This window comes from Acinetobacter sp. YWS30-1 (assembly GCF_033558715.1).
Taxonomy (GTDB): domain Bacteria; phylum Pseudomonadota; class Gammaproteobacteria; order Pseudomonadales; family Moraxellaceae; genus Acinetobacter.
The window spans coordinates 57211-78414 of record NZ_CP114607.1; the positions used below are offsets into that span (position 1 = coordinate 57211).

A 21204-nucleotide genomic window follows, 5' to 3' on the forward strand; every position below is an offset into this window, starting at 1 on the left:
AGGTAGCACTTGCTGCGATTAAAGCAGAAGGCGGATTCAAGCGGCAAGTGCAACAGTATAAAAACCAGCCATAACTTCACTCGGTGTATACCAACCTAGTGTTTTTCTAGGACGATGGTTGAGTGCAAATTCTATCTGCTCTATTTGTTCGTTTGACACGCCATCAAACGATGATGATTTTGGCAGATATTGACGGATTAAACCATTCGTATTTTCATTTCTAGCTCACTGAATAGACTTGTAAGGATCAGCAAAATACGTCTCTATGCCAGCATCAGTAATTCTTTTGTGTTCGGAAAATTCTTTGCCATTATCAAATGTCACACTATAAGCATGGCTCATTTGTAAACGATCTAATGCACAAGTAATCGTTTGAGAGGATGCTCTTGTTGGCCCTAAATGAACAATATGTACATACAGGCTCTTTCGATCAACGAGAGTCAATAAAGCACCTTTATGATGTTTACCAATCACCGTGTCACCTTCGAAATCTCCTAAACGTTGTCGTTGATCAATGACCTGGTCTCGGCAGTGAATACTTGTTTTATCAATGATTTGACCCCTACGATCCGTGTTTTTGTAACCGCGTTTTCGATATTTCTTCTGATGCCTTAAATGTAGATGAAGTTTACCGCCTTTTGATTTATCTTGATAAATGTACTGGTAAATCCACTCATGTGAAGGTACATCCAGCCAACCGCGTTGTGTTAAAGCACCTGAAATTTGTTCGGGTGACCAGTCCAAACCAATCAAATAATCAATATAAGCGAAGGCAAATGCTGTCATTGATGATGAAGGACGGTACCGTCTTTGACTTGCAAATTTAGCTGCCTGTTGAGCTCTATATCCACGTTGCCCAGTATTTCTTTTTAATTCACGGTAGATGGTTGATCGTGAACGTCCTAATTCCCGAGCAAGGGTAGCGATTGAACTTTTACTTTTCAAAGTAGCATAAATTTCGTATCTTTCATCTTGAGAAAGTTGGGTGTATTTCTTCATTGTGTGCTTTCCAATTGCGAGTTGAAAAAGTCTAATGATTCTATGAATACACCTAACTTTTTCAACTAACTACAAATGTGTTGCACTTGGGATTTGAATCCACGATTATATTTTTTTACTTGGATTGAATCATAATCTTTAGACCAAAGGTATTCAAGAGTTTCATCATTGATTCCAGAGTCGGATTACTATCGGGTTGTTCCATTTTCTGCAAAGTCTGAGGTGCTATTTTTGTGATTTTAGCCATTTCATTTAAGGTCAGATGCAGCTCAGTACGGATATAACGCGCAACTTTATAAAATGGCCAGTCAGGATTGTGATTAATCATCTCTAATACTTCATGACGTTTTTTCATCTGCTCAATCGCGGTCATCGGTTTATAGCGCTTATCCATGGGCTAGCTCCTGAATCTGCTGGCATATATTTTCAATCCGGTACTGACTATTCTGCAAAATTTCCTCAGAGATCTGCAGTCTGTGCATTTCAGCCATTAATCCTTGATAAAGAGGCAATTGCTTGACAAATTCTGACTGGATTTCTTGATGTTCAATGCCCGTTTGTTCTGTAATCTGCTCAATCACCGAGCGCCATATTGGCATGCCGCCATGATCATCTTTTTCCCAGCGGGTAGTTCGTGCAATACCATCCGGATGTAACCACATTGGAGCGAAATCAAACAGGGGAGAGAGTCGGATGGTTCCATCATTAAAACGTTGAATCGCTGTATTGCGGGTATGATTATCTTTATTGCCTAAAGCCACATTGGCTAAATCCCGTTTCAAATATTCGAAAATTTCCGGTTTAGGATCTGTACAGCATTCCATCAGTAAAGCACATACCTGATTATGGGTCATTCTTACCCCAAAGCCTGCTTTATTGCTCAACGAAGCAAGGCTTTCCTGTGCAATTCTGTCTACTTTGTTATCTACAATTTTCCGGTCAAATCTTGGAATAAACAGGGTTTTGCCATGCAATTCCAGCTCAGCATAAACCCTTAAATCCAGATACTGGGCAATCTTCATATAAAGTGCTTCATGCTGCAGGATGCTTTCCAGACTTTGATCATTGCCACGGCTGAATTTAACCAGCCAGTGTTTGGCTGCCATTTCATCTGAAAGGGTATGATCCAGATAAAATAACCCATCATGGCCTTGGGTTAGTAATAGTTTTGGCCATTCACCCTGAACGCCAGAAGAACCTGCAACAAATAATCCATAGGAGGCCAGCGATTCTATAAATTTTTCTTTTCTTTCAATGATTTCGCTTAGGCTAAAACCCACATTCTCTTGCACCGGGAAATGCGCCTGCAGCCATTCAAAAGCTTCTTTCACTCGGAGGTTGCCAATGGGATTACCTGCTCCTGCTTTTAGCAAAAACCAGTCTGCCTGTTCCTGCATATTTTCGGAAAAATCTAATTGATTCAGCAGTTCTTTACGGCCGTATCCTTGAGGCAAAAGATCCATCAAAAATGCTGGCCATTGCTTTTGTAAGTTATTTTGGACATTGACTGGAAACTGATACGAAAGCGCATGTCCATCTCTCACGTCCATATGCGAGATTGCATACTCGAAAAGATAGGAAGTACGGGTCGATGCTCTCCAGCCAGCTTCATGGCTGTCTGTAAGCTCGACGATCGCGCAATCTGACCATTCATTATCTTGAAAGATCTGTAGTGTACAGTAATAATCCATATTTATATTAAAATAGAATAATAGGTGTTGTTCTAAGCATTATATTATTATTTTAGTAAAAAAATAAAGATTTAAGATGAGATTGCCCTCTAAGCTTAGATGAATCGTAAGTAACTTGGATTTCTATGCAAATAAAATCACACAATTTCTTAAAAAGCGGACATTTCTATTTTGGAGTTACATGTTTTGTTATTCACCAATTAAAATGTCTATGCGATAAACCATTTAAAATGTCCTATTTTTAACTCAGAGAGTCAAGGACAGGATTTAACTTTCTTTGTTCAATAACAGCTTTCTGAGCTTTACGACTCGGCATACTTTTCTTGAGACGGGAACGTTTATTCTGTTTCTCCAACTCTTCATGTTGTTGCTGGATATGCGCCAGAACTGAGCCTAATCTTTTATTCTCAACCACTTCATTCTGCTGTAGTCCAGCCAGTTTATTGAAGACGCTATAGTTGATCTTCCGTCCTTCATGCATGAGGGCCACAGTGCCATCCGGGTACTCCAGAAATGAAATGTATTGCCCAACAAGCTTATGATTCAGCTCTGTCGGTTCAAGCAGATAAATACACTTGTCATAGGTGATGGTTAGGTTCTTCGTGACCTTACGCGATTCCTGCCAAGTGAATATATCCTCCAGCTCAGCATCAGATTCCGTTAAAGATCGATGTAAATTCTTCGAGTTTCTCGCACACTTGGCAAACTTCTGATTGAAGTGCTCAATGAAGCAGGGTAGCCATGCATTGGCTTCGGCAATTGAACTGATGCCTTCCAGACGCATCTCCTTGATCAAACGGTCTTGAAGGGTTCTATTCGCGCGTTCTACGCGACCTTTAGCCTGTGGTGAGTTGGCAAAGATAATATCAATATTTAACTCGTTCAGAATCCGCCCAAATTGCGTGATCTGGCTGTCTTTCCTGGATTTCTGATTAACTCTGAATACCGAATGTTTGTCGCTATAAAAGGCCAGAGGTTTGCCGTATTGTTCAATGTAGGCTCGGGTTGAAAGCATATAGTCGAAGGTGGTTTCCGCCTCACAGAAGCGTAGATGCAACAGCTTTCCAGTGGCATCATCGATATACACCAATAAACAGCACTTAGCAGCGCGTCCTTCGAACCAGTCATGATATGAGCCATCAATCTGGATCAGCTCACCGAAGCAATCCCGGTTATAACGTGGCTGATATGGACGTTTAAGGCGCTTGGATCGCGGAATCCAGAGGTCATTGGCCATCATCCAGCGCCGAACCGTTTCTACCGGGATATTCAGGTCAAATATGCTGCTGAGCTTCTCATGCGCCAAGGTAGGTCCAAAGCCCAGCAGATGTTCAGAAATAATGGAAAGACATTTTGATTTTAATAACTCATCATGGCGATGATGGCCAGGTTGACCACGACTGGCATGTGCCAGACCTGAAACACCGTCTTGATTGAGTTTCTGCAATAACCGGGTAATTTGACGAGTGGAAAGATTCAGGATTTCAGCAGCACGGACCTGGGTAATACGATGATCTCGAACGTCTTGCAGAACTGCAAGACGTTGAATTTCCTTGTCAGACATAGTGATCAACATCTCTAATTTATATCCAGTCCATGATGGTAAAAACCATCATAAACTAGACATTTTTATTGGTGAGAATATAGACACTTTAAATGGTTTCTAACAATTTGATTTCGTATAATATTGATTATGTTAAATAGACGAATTTCGGTATTAAATTCATTAATATTGATATAAATTAAATTATACATTATGTGTTGTCAATTTCTTCTTAAAAAATAGAGTTTTCCAATCACTATTATGAGAATGAGTTTGTAAATACAGACTCATTTCCTATCGCTATAAATATTAAAAATAGCTACATAGAGTTTATCTCTAGCTTATTCAAATTTGTCTTTGAAATTAGGCGTTACTACGGATGAACAATAATTTTTACAGCAGACTCATTATTATGAATCAATGTTTCAAAGCCTTTAGAAACAAGATCATCTAATGCAATCCGTTGGGTAATAAAAGGTTCTAGATTAATCTTACCTTGCTCAACCAAACGAATAGTTTCCTGATGGTCATTGACGTAAGCTATCGTGCCACGAATATCTAGCTCTTTCATCACCACACTATGCACATTAATTGTGGCAGGATGGCTCCAAATAGAAACGATAACGACTACACCAGTTGGTTTCATTGCTGCAACGAGTGTATCCATGACTTTATTGACACTACTACATTCAAAAGCAACATCTACACCGCGGTCTTGAGTAATTTTCATTACTTCATTTACCACATCAACCTGAGATGGATCCAATACATAATCGGCAACACCAGCCTCTATCGCTTTTTCTTTACGTTTTGCACTCAGTTCAGTGATGATAACCGTAAGACCTTTAGCCTTTAAAATAGCAGATAAAAGTAAGCCTATTGGGCCTGCTCCACCAACCAGTGCGATATCGCCAGCTTTTGCGCCACTTCTGACATAGGCATGATGACCGACAGATAAAGGTTCTATCAATGCTGCTTGGTCTAAAGGAATATCATTTGAAATAGGATGTACCCAACGCCGCTGAACTGCAATTTTTTCAGAAAGACCACCACCGCGTCCGCCTAAACCAATAAAGTTCATATTTTTTGATAAATGATACTTATCATTGGGGCCAGTCGGGACATCATCCGCAATAATATAGGGTTCAACTACGACATGTTGTCCAATTTGGATATCGTCTACACCTTCACCAACTGCATAAACTACGCCTGAAAATTCATGTCCCATTGTTACAGGTGCAGATTCTCCCGAAATTGGATGTGGATGACCACAAGGTGGAATAAAAATAGGGCCTTCCATGAATTCATGTAAATCTGTACCGCAAATACCGCACCATGCAACTTGAATTCCAACTGTGCCTGGAAGTACTTTCGGTTCAGGGATATCTTCAATTCGAATATCCCCTCGGTCATAAAAACGAGCTGCTTTCATTGTGTATTCCTTATGTTGATATTAACGGTAAACCATTCCACCATCTGTCAAAATAGACTGACCTGTAATATAGTTTGCATCCTCGCTGGCTAAAAATGCAACTAATGCAGCCACGTCATCTGGTGTTTCAGCACGTCCTAAAGCAATACCATCTACATATTTTTTATACGTTTGACCAATTGGTGCACCTGTAATTTCAGAGAACCGCTGATCTATTTCGACCCACATGTCTGTACCAACAACACCCGGACAATAACTATTTACAGTAATTTCAACACTAGCATATTCTTTAGCCGCAGCTTGCGTCAATGCACGAACTGCAAATTTCGTTGCCGAATAAACACCGAGTAAAGCAAAGCCTTCATGACCTGCTATTGAGCATGCATTAATAATTTTTCCAGCCTGTTGGCGTTGTTTAAATTTATTTGCTGCGGCTTGAATCCCCCAAAGTACACCACCGACATTGATGTTCATAATTTGGTTAAATTCACTCGGCGTTACTTCTGCCAAAGCTTTGACTTGTGCAATACCTGCATTATTAATCATGATATCAAAGCCATTAAGTATCGATTCTGCATGATTAATAGCGTCACTGATTTGTATTGGATCTGAAATATCCGCAATAAATGTGGTGGCTTTTACGCCAAAGGCTTCAACCTCTTGTTGAACAGTATTTAACTTTTCTTGATGAAGATCGACCAAGGCAATATGTACACCTTCTTGTGCTAAACGTAAGGCAATACCACGTCCAATGCCTTGTGCCGCACCCGTAATTAAAGCAACTTTGTTGTTTAAACCTCTAGGCATGTTGCGACTCCTTAAATATGGATTGCACGTTGCATCGCCGACAAGACCGACTCATGCATCGCCTCAGACAAAGTAGGATGAGGGAAAATGACCTGTGCTAAGCTTTCATCCGTCGCTTCTAGGTATTTTGCGATGGCAAAACCCTGAATATGTTCGGTAACTTCATGTCCAACCATGTGAGCACCTAACAATTCACCCGTTTCCTGACTAAAAATAGTTTTAATGAATCCTGCGCTATCACCCAAAGCCAATGCCTTACCATTGGCTTGCAAAGGAAACTTACCCACATTGATATTCAAGCCCGCAGCTTTCGCTTTCTGTTCTGTCAAACCAATACTGGCCACTTGCGGATGGGTAAAAATACAGCCCGGAATTTGTGTACGATCTAAAGCATGTACATGATCTAAACCTGCAATTTTCTCCACACAAAGAATAGCCTCGTGACTGGCCTTGTGTGCCAAACACGGTGCGCCTGCAACATCGCCAATTGCATATACGCCCACAATATTAGTTTTGCACCATGAGTCGACTTTAATAAAACCATTCTCTAATTCGACACCTAAAGCTTCTAGGCCAAGATTTTCAGCATTTGGTTTCACGCCAATAGCTGAAAGCACCTTTTCAACAGTAATGATTTGTACACCTGTGGCAGTTTCAATATGACAATGTACTTGAGCCTGATCAGTTTCTATTTTTTTTACAGTCGCTTCGGTTAAAACCTGCATACCCTGCTGTTCAAATTGCTTTTGTACATACTTCGCAACTTCAATGTCTTCGCTAGGAAGAATCTGCTTTGCAATATCAACCAAGGTGACTTGGCAGCCTAAGTCTTGGTATAGGCTTGCAAACTCACTGCCTATAGCACCCGAACCAATGACCAGTAAAGATTTTGGTAATTGTTCTGGAACTAAAGCCTCTTTATAACTCCAGACCTGATGGCCATCTACAGGAATATGAGGCAAATTGGCCGCACGTGCGCCTGTTGCGACAATAATATGCGGTGCAGAAATCTGCTGTTTTTGACCATTCGCATCTGTAAGCTCTAATTGCTCTTTGGCAATAAACTGGGCTGCTGCGTTAAAAACAGTGATTTGATTTTTTTTCAATAGTTGACCGATACCTTGCACCAGTTGCTCAGAAACCTGTCTGCTATGATGGACCAGTTTTTGAATATCAAAATCAATCGCGTTAAGCGTAAAGCCAAACTGCCCTGCATGTTTGAACTGCTGCGCAAGCACAGCCCCGCTCAATAATGCCTTGGTTGGAATGCATCCCCAATTAAGACATACTCCGCCTAAGTGTTGTTTTTCAACGATTGCCGTTTTTAATCCCAGTTGCGCTGCGCGAATCGCAGCGACATATCCTCCAGGACCAGCACCAATAACCACAAGATCAAATTGTGTATCTGACATGACTATTCCTCCTACACCAAAATTAATGCAGGATTTTCGACAAACTGCTTAAATGCCGATAAGAATTGAGCACCCAACGCACCATCAATGACACGATGATCACAAGACAATGTTGCGGTCACCATTTCACGAACAACAATCTCATCATTTTCAACTACAGCACGTTTCTCTGCTGCACCTAAGGCTAGAATTGCACCTTGAGGCGGGTTAATAATGGCATCAAACTGTTGAATACCAAGCATGCCCAAATTGGAAATACTGAAACTGCCCCCTTGAAACTCATCAGGTGCCAATTTTCCAGTTTTGGCACGTGTCGCCAGATCACGCATATCATTGGAAATTTGCGCCAAAGATTTACGGTTCGCTGCTTTAATAATTGGCGTGATCAGTCCATTTTCGATGGCTACAGCAACCGAAATATCAGCCTGTTCAAACTGTAAAATCTGCTGATTCTCTTCATCAAACTGAACATTAACTTGTGGAACTTTAATCAGTGCAGCAGCAGCAGCTTTAATCAGCATATCGTTAATGGACAGTTTGACTTGCGGTACAGTACTGTTAATTTGCTGACGCAAAGCCTGAACCGACTCAACATTTAAGTCTATCGTTAAGCGAAAATGTGGTGCATTGCGTTTTGCCGCTTGTAGCCGTGCAGCGATTGCTTTACGCATACCATTCATAGCTACGGTGGTGAATTTTGCTGACTCTGTTGGATGCGCATACTCAGTATGTTGAGCTTGTACAGGATTTTCCCGTTGATATACAGCTTCAACATCTTCCTTACAGACTCGTCCACGTGAACCCGATGCACGACAATCATGCAAATTAATGCCCCATTGTTTTGCCAAACGGCGAGCAACAGGTGTTGCTAGAACATCACTATCATCTGCTTTAGATTTCGCGGCTTTCGTACTAGCTTGATGACGTACATCTGGCCAAGAACCACCAGCAGCTTGAACTGCGGCCTGAATATCTTGAACACTGATACGGCCTTCACGTCCAGAACCCGTAATCTGAGCCAAGTTTACATTATGCTTTTCAGCCAATTTCAAGGCATGTGGCGTTGCAAAAATATCATCACTTTGTTGGTAGCCTTGTAACTCATCAGGAATAGAATATCCGCCCTGAGTCACCGCTTTTGATCCATTACCAACACTGTTCTGTTTAGGAGCAGCTTGTACTTTGGTTTCAACTTGAGCCACATCGACTTTTTCAGGAACCGCTGCTACCGCTTTATTTCCAGTTACAGCAGGTGTTCCACCTAAAGACTGTGCAAATGCTTCAACTTCTGCATCGGAAACTTGGGCGTCTGCACAAATTGCAATGATTCCACCTACGACCAGTGTGTCACCATCGTTAGCAATAATTTTTCGTAGCAGGCCATCAAAAGGTGCCTCCAATACATTGACGATTTTTGTGGTTTCAATTTCACAAATTTCCTGTCCTTTACTAAATTGGGTACCTTCCTGAATCAGCCATTGGGCAATCGTACCCTCTTCCATGGACAAACCCCATTTTGGGATTTCTAAAGTTTTAATTTCGCTCATCCTAAGCCTCCAACGTCTTGCGTACAGCCTGTTCGATGCGTTCTACACTAGGTAGCCATTCTTTTTCTAGTACTGGTGAAAATGGTACGGGTGAGTGTGGTGGAGTGACTAATTCGATTGGTGCTTTAAGATAATGAAAGCCTTTCTGGGCAATAAGCGCAGCCACATCATGTCCGAAACCACAACGTGCTGCTGATTCATCTACAATCACCACACGACCTGTTGAAGCTACTGACTCTAAAATGCCATCTTCGTCTAATGGTGAAATGGTTCTAGGGTCAACCACTTCAACCGAAATGCCTTCTTTTGCGAGCTTATCAGCGACTTCATTGGCACGATGCACCATCAAACTTAAGGCAATAATGGTGATATCTGTGCCTTCACGGGTGTAATTTGCGACACCAAAAGGAATAGTGTAGGACTCATCTGGCACTTCGCCCTTAATGTCGTACAACAACTTGTGTTCACAAAAGACTACTGGGTCGTCATCTCGAATGGCTTGAATCAACAACCCTTTTACATCATAGGCACTTGAAGGCACCACCACTTTTAAACCAGGCACTGAGGCAAACACGTTATATGGCGACTGAGAATGCTGCGCTGCTGCGGAAAAACCTGCACCAATCATGCCACGTACAACGAGTGGCGCTTTGGCTTTGCCGCCAAACATGTAGCGAAATTTAGCTGCTTGGTTATACAGCATGTCATAACACACGCCGTAAAAATCCATAAACATTAAATCTGCCACAGGTCTTAAACCCGTTGCAGCAGCACCTGCCGCCATACCAATAATCGCTGATTCTGTAATTGGAGTATCAATGACTCGTTCAGAACCAAATTCAGTCCATAAGCCTTTGGTTACACCAAGTACACCGCCAAAACCTTCCAGCTTATTATCATCGGTATTTTTACCACCATGTCCACCACGAACATCTTCACCGACCACAATGACACTTGGGTCTCGGCGCATTTCTAATTCAATTGCTTCTTTAATCGCGTTTCGATAACTTTTATTTGGCATTTTTCTACTATTCCTTTAGTAAGAGACGTATACATCGGTAAGTAACTGAGAAACTTCTGGGTACTTAGCTGCACGTGCCTTTGCAACGGCATCGTCTACATTGGCTTTAGACTGAGCGTCAATCGCATCGAGCTTGGCTTCGTCAATTTTGTCTTTGACTTTTTCGCGGAATATTTTCAATGGATCTTTATGTTCTTTGACATAATCCAGTTCTTCTTTAGAACGGATAAGCCCTGGATCACCTTCAAAATGTCCATAAAATCGGTTGGTTACCGTTTCAATCACACTCGGACCTTCACCACGGCGGGCACGTTCAATGGCTTTTTGTGCAACTTCATACACAGCAAAAAAGTCTGTTCCATCTACTTTTTCAGCGGGTAAGCCAAAACCTGCTGCTCGGCCTGCAATATCTTTACTGCCTACGGCATAATCATGTGCAGTACCTTCACCAAAACCGTTATTTTCAAAAACAAAAATGACAGGAAGCTTTAACACAACAGCCATATTAATGGCTTCAAAAGTTAAGCCCTGATTTGAACCGCCATCACCGGTAAAAGATAGACCAATCCCCCCATTTTTGAGTGTTTTAGCACTTAAAGCTGCCCCAATAGCCAAAGGTGGACCACCACCCACAATACCGTTTGCACCGAGCATGCCTTTATCTAAGTCCGCAATGTGCATTGAGCCGCCTTTACCACGACACAAACCATCATCTTTGCCAAAAATTTCTAGCATCATGGCGTGAATGTCACAGCCCTTTGCAATACAATGTCCGTGACCACGATGTGTTGAGGTAATGAAGTCCTTATCTGTTAAATTTTCACAGATCCCTACGGCAACAGCTTCCTCACCGCTATAAAGATGGATGAAACCTGGGATATCACCTGTATTGTTTTCATCGTGAAGTCGATCCTCAAATTCACGAATGTCGCGCATTCTTTTGTATGCTGCTAGCAATTGCTCTTCCGTTAATTGCATATATTTATTCCTTATTAACTACGCTTAAAAGAAAATCCCAAATTGAATAACTGGATTTTTAAATCGTATATTTATATAAGAATATTTTTATTTAATTTCATATTAGACTAAAAAAATATAATGCATAAAAACATAAGATAAACATTAAAAACAATGGTTTATAAAATTAAGAAATTTGTAAATTTTTTAATATTATTCAGCTATATACAAAAACAAACCTTTAACCAACCTTTGTTTTATATGATAAGTTTTTTGCCCTGTTTTAATATTATTAATGCATTTAAAGCAGCTTATTTAATATCAGGCTCAATATTAATTATTTTAAACGACGGAGTGTTTGAAATGGATTTAAATAACCCAGTATTAACTGGAAAGAAGCTACGTGGCGCTAAAAAAATGGCGCGTATTCCAATTAAAGTTGTTCCAACGGAAACGATACCGAAAAAGCCAGAATGGATCCGGACTAAAATTAGTCGACCTGAGGAAGTCCAAATCATTAAGGATTTATTAAGACAACAAAAACTACATACCGTTTGCGAAGAAGCAGCTTGTCCTAACTTGCCGCAATGTTTCGGTAGTGGAACAGCAACATTCATGATTATGGGAGATATCTGTACTCGACGCTGTCCATTCTGTGATGTCTCGCATGGCCGTCCTAATGCCTTAGATATTAACGAGCCACTGCATTTGGCTGAAACAGTGAAGAATCTAAACTTAAAGTATGTTGTGATTACTTCCGTTGACCGAGATGATTTAAAAGATGGCGGTGCACAGCATTTTGCAGATTGCATTCGAGAAATTCGTCAAACTAGTCCAGACACTTTGATTGAAGTTTTGGTTCCTGATTTTCGTGGTCGCGCAGATATTGCACTTAAAATTCTGAGCAAAAATCCACCTGATGTTTTTAATCACAATATTGAAACCGTGCCACGCCTGTATAAAGCCATGCGACCAGGCGCTGACTATCAGCATTCATTGAATTTACTTAAGAAATTTAAACACTACTGCCCTGATATCCCAACGAAATGTGGTTTGATGGTGGGTTTAGGAGAGATTGAAGCTGAGGTTATTGCGTTATTAAATGATTTGAAAGATTATCAAATTGATTATGTCACAATCGGCCAATACCTACAGCCATCCAAATCACATGCGCCAATTCATCGTTTTGTTACATTGCAAGAGTTTAAACATTATCAAACTCATGGAGAGCACTTAGAGTTTAAGAATATTTGGAGTGCACCATTAGTGCGATCGAGTTATTTTGCTGACCGCCAGTATTATGGTGAGGCTGTACCTGTGCCCTACGTGCGTGAATGACATTTTCATCATTTAAAGGATCCTATTTATCAACATAATGGTTACTTTTATTAACACTTCAGATAAAAATAGTCATTTCCAGTCCATAACAACACTTTTAAAGTAGCTAAAAGGCTGGTAAAACCCAAAAAAGGTTATTTAACGAATCCAAGAAAAAATGATTTGGTACACGTAAGAAAAGATTGAATGAGTATAGATCTGGAAATTGATTTCTGAAGTTTAAAGATATTACAGTCTAATCATAAAGGAATATGATATGAACCTGTTCAATACAGCACCAGCAAAAAAGCTGCAAACAACACATTTAATTAATCAGCATATTGTTCAGGCTGCACCCGTTTTGGCTTTGCCTCAAGAAGATCAGACTTCCCTATTCCGCCGCTCTATTCAGCATAATTATGCCGATTTATTAAGAATTGCTGATGATTCCGATATGGCAATTGGTCTTACAGATCACCATGGTACTCTGTTATGGACCTGGAGTAGTTCCGCGATGCTTTCTTCTGCTGAACAGGTACATTTTATTGAAGGTGGCCATTGGTCAACGCAGGCGGTTGGGACCAATGCGATTGGTATGACATTAAATAGCCAAACATCAAGTTGTGTATATTCTCATGAAAACCAAATGGACAGCGTTCGTGATTGGGTTTGTTATGCAGCACCTATCTGGGATCCGACTTCAGGTCAATTTCATGGCATTATCAATCTTTCCACAAAATATAAAAAACATACCCCTCTAGGCATTCTTGCTGTGGAACGCTGTGCAGACTTAATACAGCGAGCAATAAAATTTGAACAGAAAAATTTTTTATACATTAAAGCGCTAGGTTCGCCCTGGGTTCAATTTAATGGGCATACTTTGAACTTGACTCACCGTCAAATTGAAATACTTTGCATTTTAGCTTTGTATCCGTACGGGATTGGTTTAGAAGAGTTACACTATGCCCTTTATGGTGAGCGTAATGTCAGCCTAAAAACCCTAAAGGCTGAGCTTTCACAACTTCGTAGCCTATTACCTCATTCAATTGAGGCTCGGATTTATAGGCTTACCTGTGAAGTCCAATGTGATTTTTTACGTGCTGAACAATCATTAAATGCAAATCTTATTTCGAGTACATTCTCGCTATATAAAGGTAGCTTTTTATCTAAATCAGAAAGCCCTTTACTCAGTACTTGGAGACATTGTTTTGATGCCCGTTTAAGCCAGTTGATTTATCAAATAAAGGATACCGATCAATTATTACGGATTATTGGGCAAACACATGATCGTATTGATGCGGTACAGCGTTTATTAGAATTATTACCACAGGACAGCAACTACCGTAATTATTTTTCAAATCTGATTTAAATTTGATTTGTTGCTTCAACTCTAAAGTTTTATTGAATAAGGTTTTATTGTGTAGCAGATAGAAATTGTTCATCTAAAGATCTTTATTGTGTTTGAATTGGCCAGTTTGAAATAATGGCTCACTGAAAGCCCAGCCTGACCACCATCGACAATAACGATATTAAAATGTGATTTTAAGCATGTTGATTTAAATTTGCATAGTAGGTTCATAAACTTGCACAAGTAAAATTGCGGATTTTATTAAGATAACTATTTAATATTAATAGATCTCTTGCGAAAGTCGTTATTGCAAGTTCATCCGGTTTACCAGTGCAGCGATTAAGTTAATGCGTAAACCGAATCTTTTCCGTCTATTTCGATAGCGTTCACTTAGTATTCTAAATCTTTTCAATTGACTGTTAATGTGTTCGATTACAACTCGTATTTTTCCAATCATTTTATTGTAATTTGTCTCAGCATCAAATAAGGGTAAATTCTTCTTTTTCTTTATTGGCATCAATAATTTAAAGCCATCTTGCTCTAACCCATAGTACCCTAAATCGGTCATAACATAGTCACAATGTTTGAATTTCTTAACTGTTTTTCTTGCCAATTTAATATCATGCTGACTGCCAGACGATATATCTACTCCTATGATTTGTTTGCTCTTCGGATGATAGATCACTTGGGCTTTTAACGTATGTTTCTTCTTTTTACCACTGTAGAACTTACTCTGATTTTTTTTTCGGGCGTTCTATTAAACATTCTGTCGCATCAATAATTACCCAGTTAAATTGTTCGTCTGCTGTGGTAATGCTTCGTTTTGGCAGGGTAAAACGTCTTGATTTCATTAATGCATCTTCAACCTTTTTAATAGTTCGATTCACATTACTTTCAGCGATATGGTAATTTGCCGCCAATTCCAATTGGGTGTTGTAGCTCCGTAAGTAATTGAGTGTTAATAATAATTGATCCTCTATAGCTAAAGTATGAGGACGCCCTAATTTCTTTTTAAGTGATTCTGCTTCTTTTAAAACTTCGACCATTTCACTAAAAACTGCTCGAGGTACACCAACCAAGCGCTGGAATTCAGAATCTGAAAAACGATTTAATTTCTGATATTTCATGAAATCTATATTGAGGCAGTTTTTACTTTCGCAAGAGGTCTAATATTAATTATTTATTAAAAAAATTATGAACTAGACTTTAGGTGAACATAAGTTAAACACATAACAAATGATAATAAATTCATTGATATAGATAAATGACTGAGAGCTTTAATTGCAAGTTTTCTTAAATTATTAAGCTAGATATAGCTGGCTAACTATTTGATTGAATGAATTAAAAATAATACTTTAACAGAATCAATCCGGTACTAACTTTGTACTGGTTGTTAGTACCTCATTGTAAATTTCCCTTCTCCATTCTTGTCTTTAAATTGACATCAAATCTTCATAGCTCTGTCATTTGTTAGTGTTGATATAAGCCAATAAATTTAAAAAGATTAAATGAGGATAAAATATGGCAGGGTTATCCATCTGGCATGTACTAATTTTTGCAATTGTAGTGATCTTACTGTTTGGTACTTCTAAACTAAAAAATCTAGGAAAAGATGTAGGGGGTGCAATCAAGGACTTTAAGAAATCTGTCCGTGAAGAAGAAGAAGCTGAGGCAGCTCAACTTCAGTACCCTCGAACGATTGATGCGAAAGTTAAAGCCAGTGAGAGTTCAATCAAGAATTGAGGTATTGCTATGCTCAATATTGGAATGACTGAGCTGTTGGTCTTTGGGGCAATTGCCTTGCTCATTCTTGGACCAGATAAACTCCCTGAAGCGATACGTTTTATAGGTAAATGGTCAGCCAAAATCAAAAGGATCGCCAGCAATATACAAAATGATCTTGACCGTGAATTGCGACTATCGGAACTACGGGAACAAATGCAAAGCGAGCTGAAACGTATTCAGGAATTAGAAATCAAAATGCAGGCACAAATGGATAATATAAATGTAATCCATCAGCCCATCATTAGAAATCCGGAACAACATCTTTTGAACTATGAGCTGACTTACCAATTAATTAATGAATCAGTTTCACCTGTTCATTTACCGCCAATCCAGCTGAATAAAGTGACAAAACAAGAAAAAATTTATGCTGATATAAAGGTGGCCGTATGAGTATTTTGCCTTCGACTCAAACCAACAACGATACCCGGCAAATCCCGTTAGAAGAAATGCCAATTACCAGGCATCTAGTGATTCTGCGAAAGCACCTTTTCAAAATTGTGGGCGTATTATTAGGACTATTCTTATGTTTACTGCCTTTTGCAAGCCAAACTTATCAGCTTTTATCAAAGCCTTTACGCGCTCAGTTACCTGAAAGCTCTAGCATGATTGCAACAGATGTGACTGCGACTTTCATGGCTCCATTTAAGTTGAACTTCTTTATTGCTTTACTTATCGCCATGCCTTTTATTTTGTATCAACTTTGGGCCTTCATTAGACCAGCATTGTACCTAAAAGAAAAAAAGTTAGCTTTACCACTATTAATCAGCAGTATTGTACTGTTTTATGCAGGTATTGCTTTTGCCTATTTAATCGCTTTACCTTCTATCCTTCATTTTTTTATCAGCGTATCACCTGACACTGTTGCACCGATGACCGATATCAATAGTTATCTGGCTTTTTGTTTAAAACTATTTTTAGTTTTCGGATTTACGTTTGAAATCCCTATTATCACGCTCCTGCTTATTATAATTGGTGTTGTCAGCACACAGACCTTGGTGGAAAAAAGACGATTTATTGTGGTGGGATGTTTTTTTATTGCCATGTTTGTGACACCACCCGATGCCCTATCAATGATTATGTTAGCTGTTCCAATGTGGCTGTTATTTGAACTAGGCTTAGCGGCAGGAAAATGGATAGAAAAATGATGACCGGACATAACTGAATAATAATAAAAAGAACATAAAAGAAGAAAATACTCTATGAGCAGCTTAAGCTGCTTTTATTTTTAATATATAAATCAATATTATATTTAATAAATCCGCAATATTAGCTTCACCTGACTGTCATATTCAACCGCTAATTTATTCCTGACTTTAAAACAACCAGACCTTAGTTATGGGAATAAAAGAATGACAGATTACTTACCTTATGATGAAAATCAGGAATTGGATAATAATACATCAGATAATCATCATTTTCGGGATATTTTAGAACAATCCATATCGCGTCGTGACTTGATTGCCAAAACTGCAAGTGGGGCTGCAGCATTGGCTCTTGCCTCTTCTTTGACTGGATGTGGGGACAACGATAATGATTCTATTGTACCGCCAACCGAGACCGCACCAAACCCGCCTGCTATTGATCCCAATACAAAACCAGAGCAACTCAACTTCACGCCAGTGGCCAAAAACTTAAATGACATCGTTACTGTGCCAGACGGTTATGAAGCCAATGTCCTGTATGCACTTGGAGATTCAATTAACCCTGCCTATCCAGATTGGGATGATAACAATATCCCGAACGGACCAAGCTTTCAGTTCCGTTCCGGTGACTGCCATGATGGAATGAGTTTTTTTGGCTTGAACATCGCTACTGGCCGCTATGACCCGACTGTGTCTGAGCACGGTCTGCTGGTCATGAACCACGAATATATCAATCCAACTTTTTTACATCCTCAAGGTCCAACAAAAGTCGATGGTCGTCGCCCTGAAGATGAAGTCATTCGTGAGACCAATGCGCATGGTGTTTCAATCGTTCATATCAAAAAAGACAATTCCAATCAAAAAGTAGAAATTGTCAAAAATTCAATTTATAACCGCCGTATTACTGCTTCAACTGTCATGAGCATTTCAGGTCCTGCGAGTGGGTCTGCCCTTCTATCTACACGTTTTTCACCAGGTGGAAAATTAACCCGTGGCACGCATAACAACTGTGGCAACGGCTATACCCCATGGGGTACCTATCTCACCACTGAAGAAAACTTTATTGGTTATTTTGTTCGTAGCAAAACTGATGATGCTAATCGTGTGCCGCAAGAAAAGCTTGCTCTGGAACGCTATGGCTTAAAAGCAGGTGCAAGCTCGCGTTATGGCTGGGAATCTGCAGTAGGTACAATTGAACCTCAGGATCTTTATGATCGCTGGAGTGCAGATGTTACTGCCGATGATGCAAGTCAGGATTACCGGAATGGTCCGAATACTTTCGGTTGGATTGTAGAAATTGATCCTGTTGATAGCCGGCAAAATCCGGTTAAACGAACGGCTTTAGGTCGCTTTGCCCATGAGGATTGTCGTGCCAGTCGGGCGCGTGAAGACGATAATCTCGCTTTCTATATGGGTGATGACTCGCGTGGAGAATATATTTATAAGTTTGTCTCTGACTACAAATGGAGCGAAAAAGACCGTAATAGGGGCTATGCAGCCGGAGATAAATACATGGATCATGGCAAGCTTTATGCCGCCAAATTCAATGCAGACGGGAGCGGTCAATGGATTGAGCTGAGTTATGGTAGCAACGGTTTAAATGAGTTGAACAGTACCTATCCTTTTGGTTCTCAGGCAGATGTCGTGACCTTTGCTCGTCTAGCAGCAGATAGCGTAGGCGCGACTAAAATGGACCGTCCGGAATGGGTTGCGGTCAATCCTGAGAATGGAGAAGTCTATGTTACCCTGACCAATAACTCTAACCGCGGTACCACGCATGCGCTAGATGCTGCCAATCCACGTAACTATAACGATCCGGAAGGTGGCAAAGGTAATGTGAATGGTCATATTATCCGTTTACATGAAGATGCAGATACGACTACAGCTATAACGTTCAAATGGGATATTTATCTGTTTGGTGCTGAAGCCAAAATGGCACAGAACATCAACCTGTCGGGTTTAAATGATAATAATGACCTGTCTTCGCCAGATGGTATGTGGTTTGATCCCCGCGGAGTACTCTGGATTCAAACTGATGATGGTGCTTATACAGATACGACCAATTGTATGATGCTGGCTGCACTTCCTGGTAAGGTTGGAGATGGTACTCGAGCAACCACCTCTTCAGGGCAGGAAACTATTGTTGGTGCTCAAGTCACAGATCAGACTTTACGTCGTTTCCTGACAGGTCCGAAAGACTGTGAGATTACAGGTGTAACCATGACACCGGACTATAAAGCTATTTTCATTAATGTACAGCATCCTGGGGAAGATTCCCCGGCCTACAACAAACCAACCAGTCATTGGCCAGCTTCACAGACTAACTCATCTGCCACTTCTCGACCACGCTCTGCAACGGTGGTCATCACTCGCAAGGATGGTGGTGTTATTGCAGGCTAAATATTTAGCTTCTCTCAAAATGCTGGCTCAATGCCGGCATTTTTGTTTTTAATATTTGGCGGATTCAAGCGGCAAGTGCAACAGTATAAAAACCAGCCATAATATCACTGGGTGTATACCAGCCCAGTGTCTTTCTAGGACGATTATTTAGAGCAGTCTCTATCTGTTCTATCCGCTCTTTTGAAACATGATCAAACGATGAGGATTTTGGCAGATATTGTCTGATCAGACCATTCGTATTTTCATTTCTGGCTCGTTGAATAGACTTGTACGGATCTGCAAAGTAAGTCTCTATGCCTGCGTCCGTTATCCGCCTATGCTCTGAGAATTCCTTGCCATTATCAAAGGTCACACTATAGGCATGACTATTACGCAAACATGCTAAAGCACACGAGATCGTTTTAGCTGTGGTTCTCGTTTGCCCCAAATGAACAATATGTACATACAGACTCTTGCGTTCAACCAGGGTTAATAATGCTCCCTTATGATTCTTGCCTATTACAGTATCACCTTCAAAATCACCTAGGCGTTGACGTTTCTCAGTGACCTCATCACGACAATGAATACTTGTTCTATCAACAAGTTGACCTCTACGATCTGTGTTTTTATAACCCCGCTTGCGATATGTTTTCTGGTGTCTTAAATGCTGATGCAATTTTCCACCCTTAGATTTATCCTGATAAATGTACTGATAGACCCATTCAGGCGATGGGACATCTAACCAGCCACGTTGTTTCAAAGCCCCCGTAACCTGTTCAGGTGACCAATCCAGAGCAATCAGATAACGGATGTAGATTATAGCGAAATCTGTCATCTGAGATGAGGATCGATATCGTCGTTGGCTGGAGAGATGCCCAGCCTGTTTAGCCCGATAGCCACGTTGTCCTGTATTCCTTTTGATCTCACGATAAATGGTTGATCGGGAACGTCCAAGCTCTCTGGCAAGGGTGGAGATTGAAGATTTACTTTTCAAAGCAGCATAAATTTCGTATCTTTCTTCTTGAGAAAGTTGGGTGTATTGCTTCATTGTGTGCTTTCCAATTGCGAGTTGAAAAAGTCTAATGATTCTAATACACCTAACTTTTTCAACTAAATACAAATGTGTCGCACTTGGTATTTGAATCCGCGTTTCTAAATATTTGAGTTTTTTCATTTTAAGAGTTAATGAGTCAAAACAGATATTTAAATATTAAAAAGTATTTTTATATTAAATGAGTGCTCAAAAAATTTATATTTTTATTCAAATTAAATGCTAAATCCAACTTTCTTCTTTTGCAATATTTAGTACATCCTCTTTAAGTCTTTCTAGCTCTTCAAAAACTTTTGAATTAAGTTTTGGGCGAACTTTTTCAAACTTAATTTTTAATAAATTTATACTCCTTAAAAGCGTAGAAAAAATAAGTTTCTTTCGTCCTAAGTCGTCTGTGGCCTTAAAGGTCGTAGGATCTATTCTTAAGCGAAAATCCATATTTTGGCGTTTAATAGAATAATAGATACGTTCTTCAAAACTATCTTCACCCATTATAATGATTATACAATCCCAACTATTTAAGGGAATATTATAGAATTTATCATTTAGCCTCAGGTTTAAGGTATCAACAACTGCATTACGTGCTTTACATTCCTGTAGAATTTGCTCTTCAGTTAAAACTTCTTTACTTAATTCAGCGCTTAACCATACTTTCATCAATACAACCCATTAATATTATAATAATAAAAAACCCCGACATCCTAATCTGCACCCCGAAAGTTGGACACTCTTAGTCTAATTTGAAGGGTGCTTTTTAATGGCTAAATGAACCG

Annotated in this window: 18 protein-coding genes and 1 pseudogene; 6 read left to right on the plus strand and 13 right to left on the minus strand. The window is 39.9% G+C overall.

Annotated elements, in window-relative coordinates; all coding sequences use genetic code 11:
- Nucleotides 1-36: 36 nt before the first annotated feature.
- From O4M77_RS14985 to O4M77_RS15030, 10 genes and pseudogenes are all read right to left on the minus strand, one after another.
- A pseudogene (locus tag O4M77_RS14985) lies at nucleotides 37-999 on the minus strand (IS30-like element IS18 family transposase).
- Nucleotides 1000-1114: 115 nt separating this feature from the next.
- A complete protein-coding gene (locus tag O4M77_RS14990; RefSeq protein ID WP_166139582.1) occupies nucleotides 1115-1393 on the minus strand; it encodes a helix-turn-helix domain-containing protein in 279 nt (92 codons plus the stop codon).
- Complete coding sequence (locus O4M77_RS14995) at nucleotides 1386-2690, minus strand: type II toxin-antitoxin system HipA family toxin (RefSeq protein WP_166139584.1); 1305 nt, start codon at nucleotides 2688-2690, stop codon at nucleotides 1386-1388. The genes O4M77_RS14990 and O4M77_RS14995 overlap by 8 nt, the downstream gene beginning before the upstream one ends.
- Nucleotides 2691-2931: 241 nt before the next feature.
- Complete coding sequence (locus O4M77_RS15000) at nucleotides 2932-4266, minus strand: ISNCY family transposase (protein WP_323714126.1); 1335 nt, start codon at nucleotides 4264-4266, stop codon at nucleotides 2932-2934.
- A gap of 340 nt (nucleotides 4267-4606) precedes the next feature.
- Nucleotides 4607-5665 carry a 2,3-butanediol dehydrogenase gene (locus tag O4M77_RS15005; protein WP_005105897.1) on the minus strand — a complete coding sequence of 353 codons (1059 nt, stop codon included), beginning with the start codon at nucleotides 5663-5665 and terminating at the stop codon, nucleotides 4607-4609.
- 21 nt (nucleotides 5666-5686) lie between these two features.
- Complete coding sequence (locus tag O4M77_RS15010; protein WP_323714127.1) at nucleotides 5687-6472, minus strand: acetoin reductase; 786 nt, start codon at nucleotides 6470-6472, stop codon at nucleotides 5687-5689.
- An 11-nt stretch (nucleotides 6473-6483) separates the two neighbouring features.
- Nucleotides 6484-7884, minus strand: a complete 1401-nt coding sequence (lpdA, locus tag O4M77_RS15015) for a dihydrolipoyl dehydrogenase (protein WP_166139586.1) — start codon at nucleotides 7882-7884, stop codon at nucleotides 6484-6486.
- A gap of 11 nt (nucleotides 7885-7895) precedes the next feature.
- Nucleotides 7896-9431, minus strand: a complete 1536-nt coding sequence (locus tag O4M77_RS15020; RefSeq protein ID WP_166139588.1) for a 2-oxo acid dehydrogenase subunit E2 — start codon at nucleotides 9429-9431, stop codon at nucleotides 7896-7898.
- A 1-nt stretch (nucleotide 9432) separates the two neighbouring features.
- Nucleotides 9433-10452, minus strand: coding sequence for an alpha-ketoacid dehydrogenase subunit beta (locus tag O4M77_RS15025; RefSeq protein ID WP_048881927.1), 1020 nt, complete (start codon nucleotides 10450-10452; stop codon nucleotides 9433-9435).
- Nucleotides 10453-10467: 15 nt separating this feature from the next.
- Nucleotides 10468-11430, minus strand: a complete 963-nt coding sequence (locus O4M77_RS15030) for a thiamine pyrophosphate-dependent dehydrogenase E1 component subunit alpha (protein ID WP_075166713.1) — start codon at nucleotides 11428-11430, stop codon at nucleotides 10468-10470.
- A gap of 342 nt (nucleotides 11431-11772) precedes the next feature.
- On the opposite strand from O4M77_RS15030, the gene lipA reads away from it, so the two are divergent.
- Nucleotides 11773-12747: a lipoyl synthase gene (gene lipA, locus O4M77_RS15035; RefSeq protein WP_075166809.1), complete on the plus strand. Its 975-nt coding sequence runs from the start codon at nucleotides 11773-11775 to the stop codon at nucleotides 12745-12747.
- Nucleotides 12748-13003: 256 nt separating this feature from the next.
- Nucleotides 13004-14095, plus strand: a complete 1092-nt coding sequence (locus O4M77_RS15040; protein ID WP_048881925.1) for a hypothetical protein — start codon at nucleotides 13004-13006, stop codon at nucleotides 14093-14095.
- A 283-nt stretch (nucleotides 14096-14378) separates the two neighbouring features.
- On the opposite strand, the gene O4M77_RS15045 is transcribed toward O4M77_RS15040, so the two are convergent.
- Nucleotides 14379-15201, minus strand: a protein-coding gene (locus tag O4M77_RS15045; RefSeq protein ID WP_180012291.1) for an IS5 family transposase whose coding sequence is annotated in 2 segments (ribosomal slippage) — nucleotides 14379-14819 and nucleotides 14821-15201 — 822 coding nt in all. Because the reading frame shifts where the segments join, the coding sequence is not laid out codon by codon here.
- Nucleotides 15202-15595: 394 nt separating this feature from the next.
- Here O4M77_RS15045 and O4M77_RS15050 point away from each other — a divergent pair.
- The 4 genes from O4M77_RS15050 (at nucleotide 15596) to O4M77_RS15065 (ending at nucleotide 19401) form a co-directional block, all read left to right on the plus strand.
- The gene (locus O4M77_RS15050; RefSeq protein ID WP_034171713.1) at nucleotides 15596-15817 is read left to right on the plus strand and encodes a Sec-independent protein translocase subunit TatA; all 222 of its coding nucleotides are present in this window, start codon (nucleotides 15596-15598) and stop codon (nucleotides 15815-15817) included.
- 9 nt (nucleotides 15818-15826) lie between these two features.
- Entirely contained in the window at nucleotides 15827-16249 is a 423-nt protein-coding gene (gene tatB / locus O4M77_RS15055; protein WP_166134692.1) for a Sec-independent protein translocase protein TatB, read from the plus strand.
- Nucleotides 16246-17004 carry a twin-arginine translocase subunit TatC gene (gene tatC / locus O4M77_RS15060; RefSeq protein ID WP_004812200.1) on the plus strand — a complete coding sequence of 253 codons (759 nt, stop codon included), beginning with the start codon at nucleotides 16246-16248 and terminating at the stop codon, nucleotides 17002-17004. Before tatB ends, tatC begins: the two co-directional genes overlap by 4 nt.
- A 204-nt stretch (nucleotides 17005-17208) precedes the next feature.
- Nucleotides 17209-19401 carry a PhoX family protein gene (locus O4M77_RS15065; RefSeq protein WP_166134689.1) on the plus strand — a complete coding sequence of 731 codons (2193 nt, stop codon included), beginning with the start codon at nucleotides 17209-17211 and terminating at the stop codon, nucleotides 19399-19401.
- Nucleotides 19402-19465: 64 nt separating this feature from the next.
- Here O4M77_RS15065 and O4M77_RS15070 read toward each other — a convergent pair whose 3' ends face one another.
- Both O4M77_RS15070 and O4M77_RS15075 read right to left on the minus strand, forming a co-directional pair.
- Complete coding sequence (locus O4M77_RS15070) at nucleotides 19466-20428, minus strand: IS30 family transposase (RefSeq protein ID WP_166134686.1); 963 nt, start codon at nucleotides 20426-20428, stop codon at nucleotides 19466-19468.
- A 225-nt stretch (nucleotides 20429-20653) separates the two neighbouring features.
- Nucleotides 20654-21088, minus strand: coding sequence for an Imm44 family immunity protein (locus tag O4M77_RS15075; protein WP_166134684.1), 435 nt, complete (start codon nucleotides 21086-21088; stop codon nucleotides 20654-20656).
- Nucleotides 21089-21204: the final 116 nt, after the last annotated feature.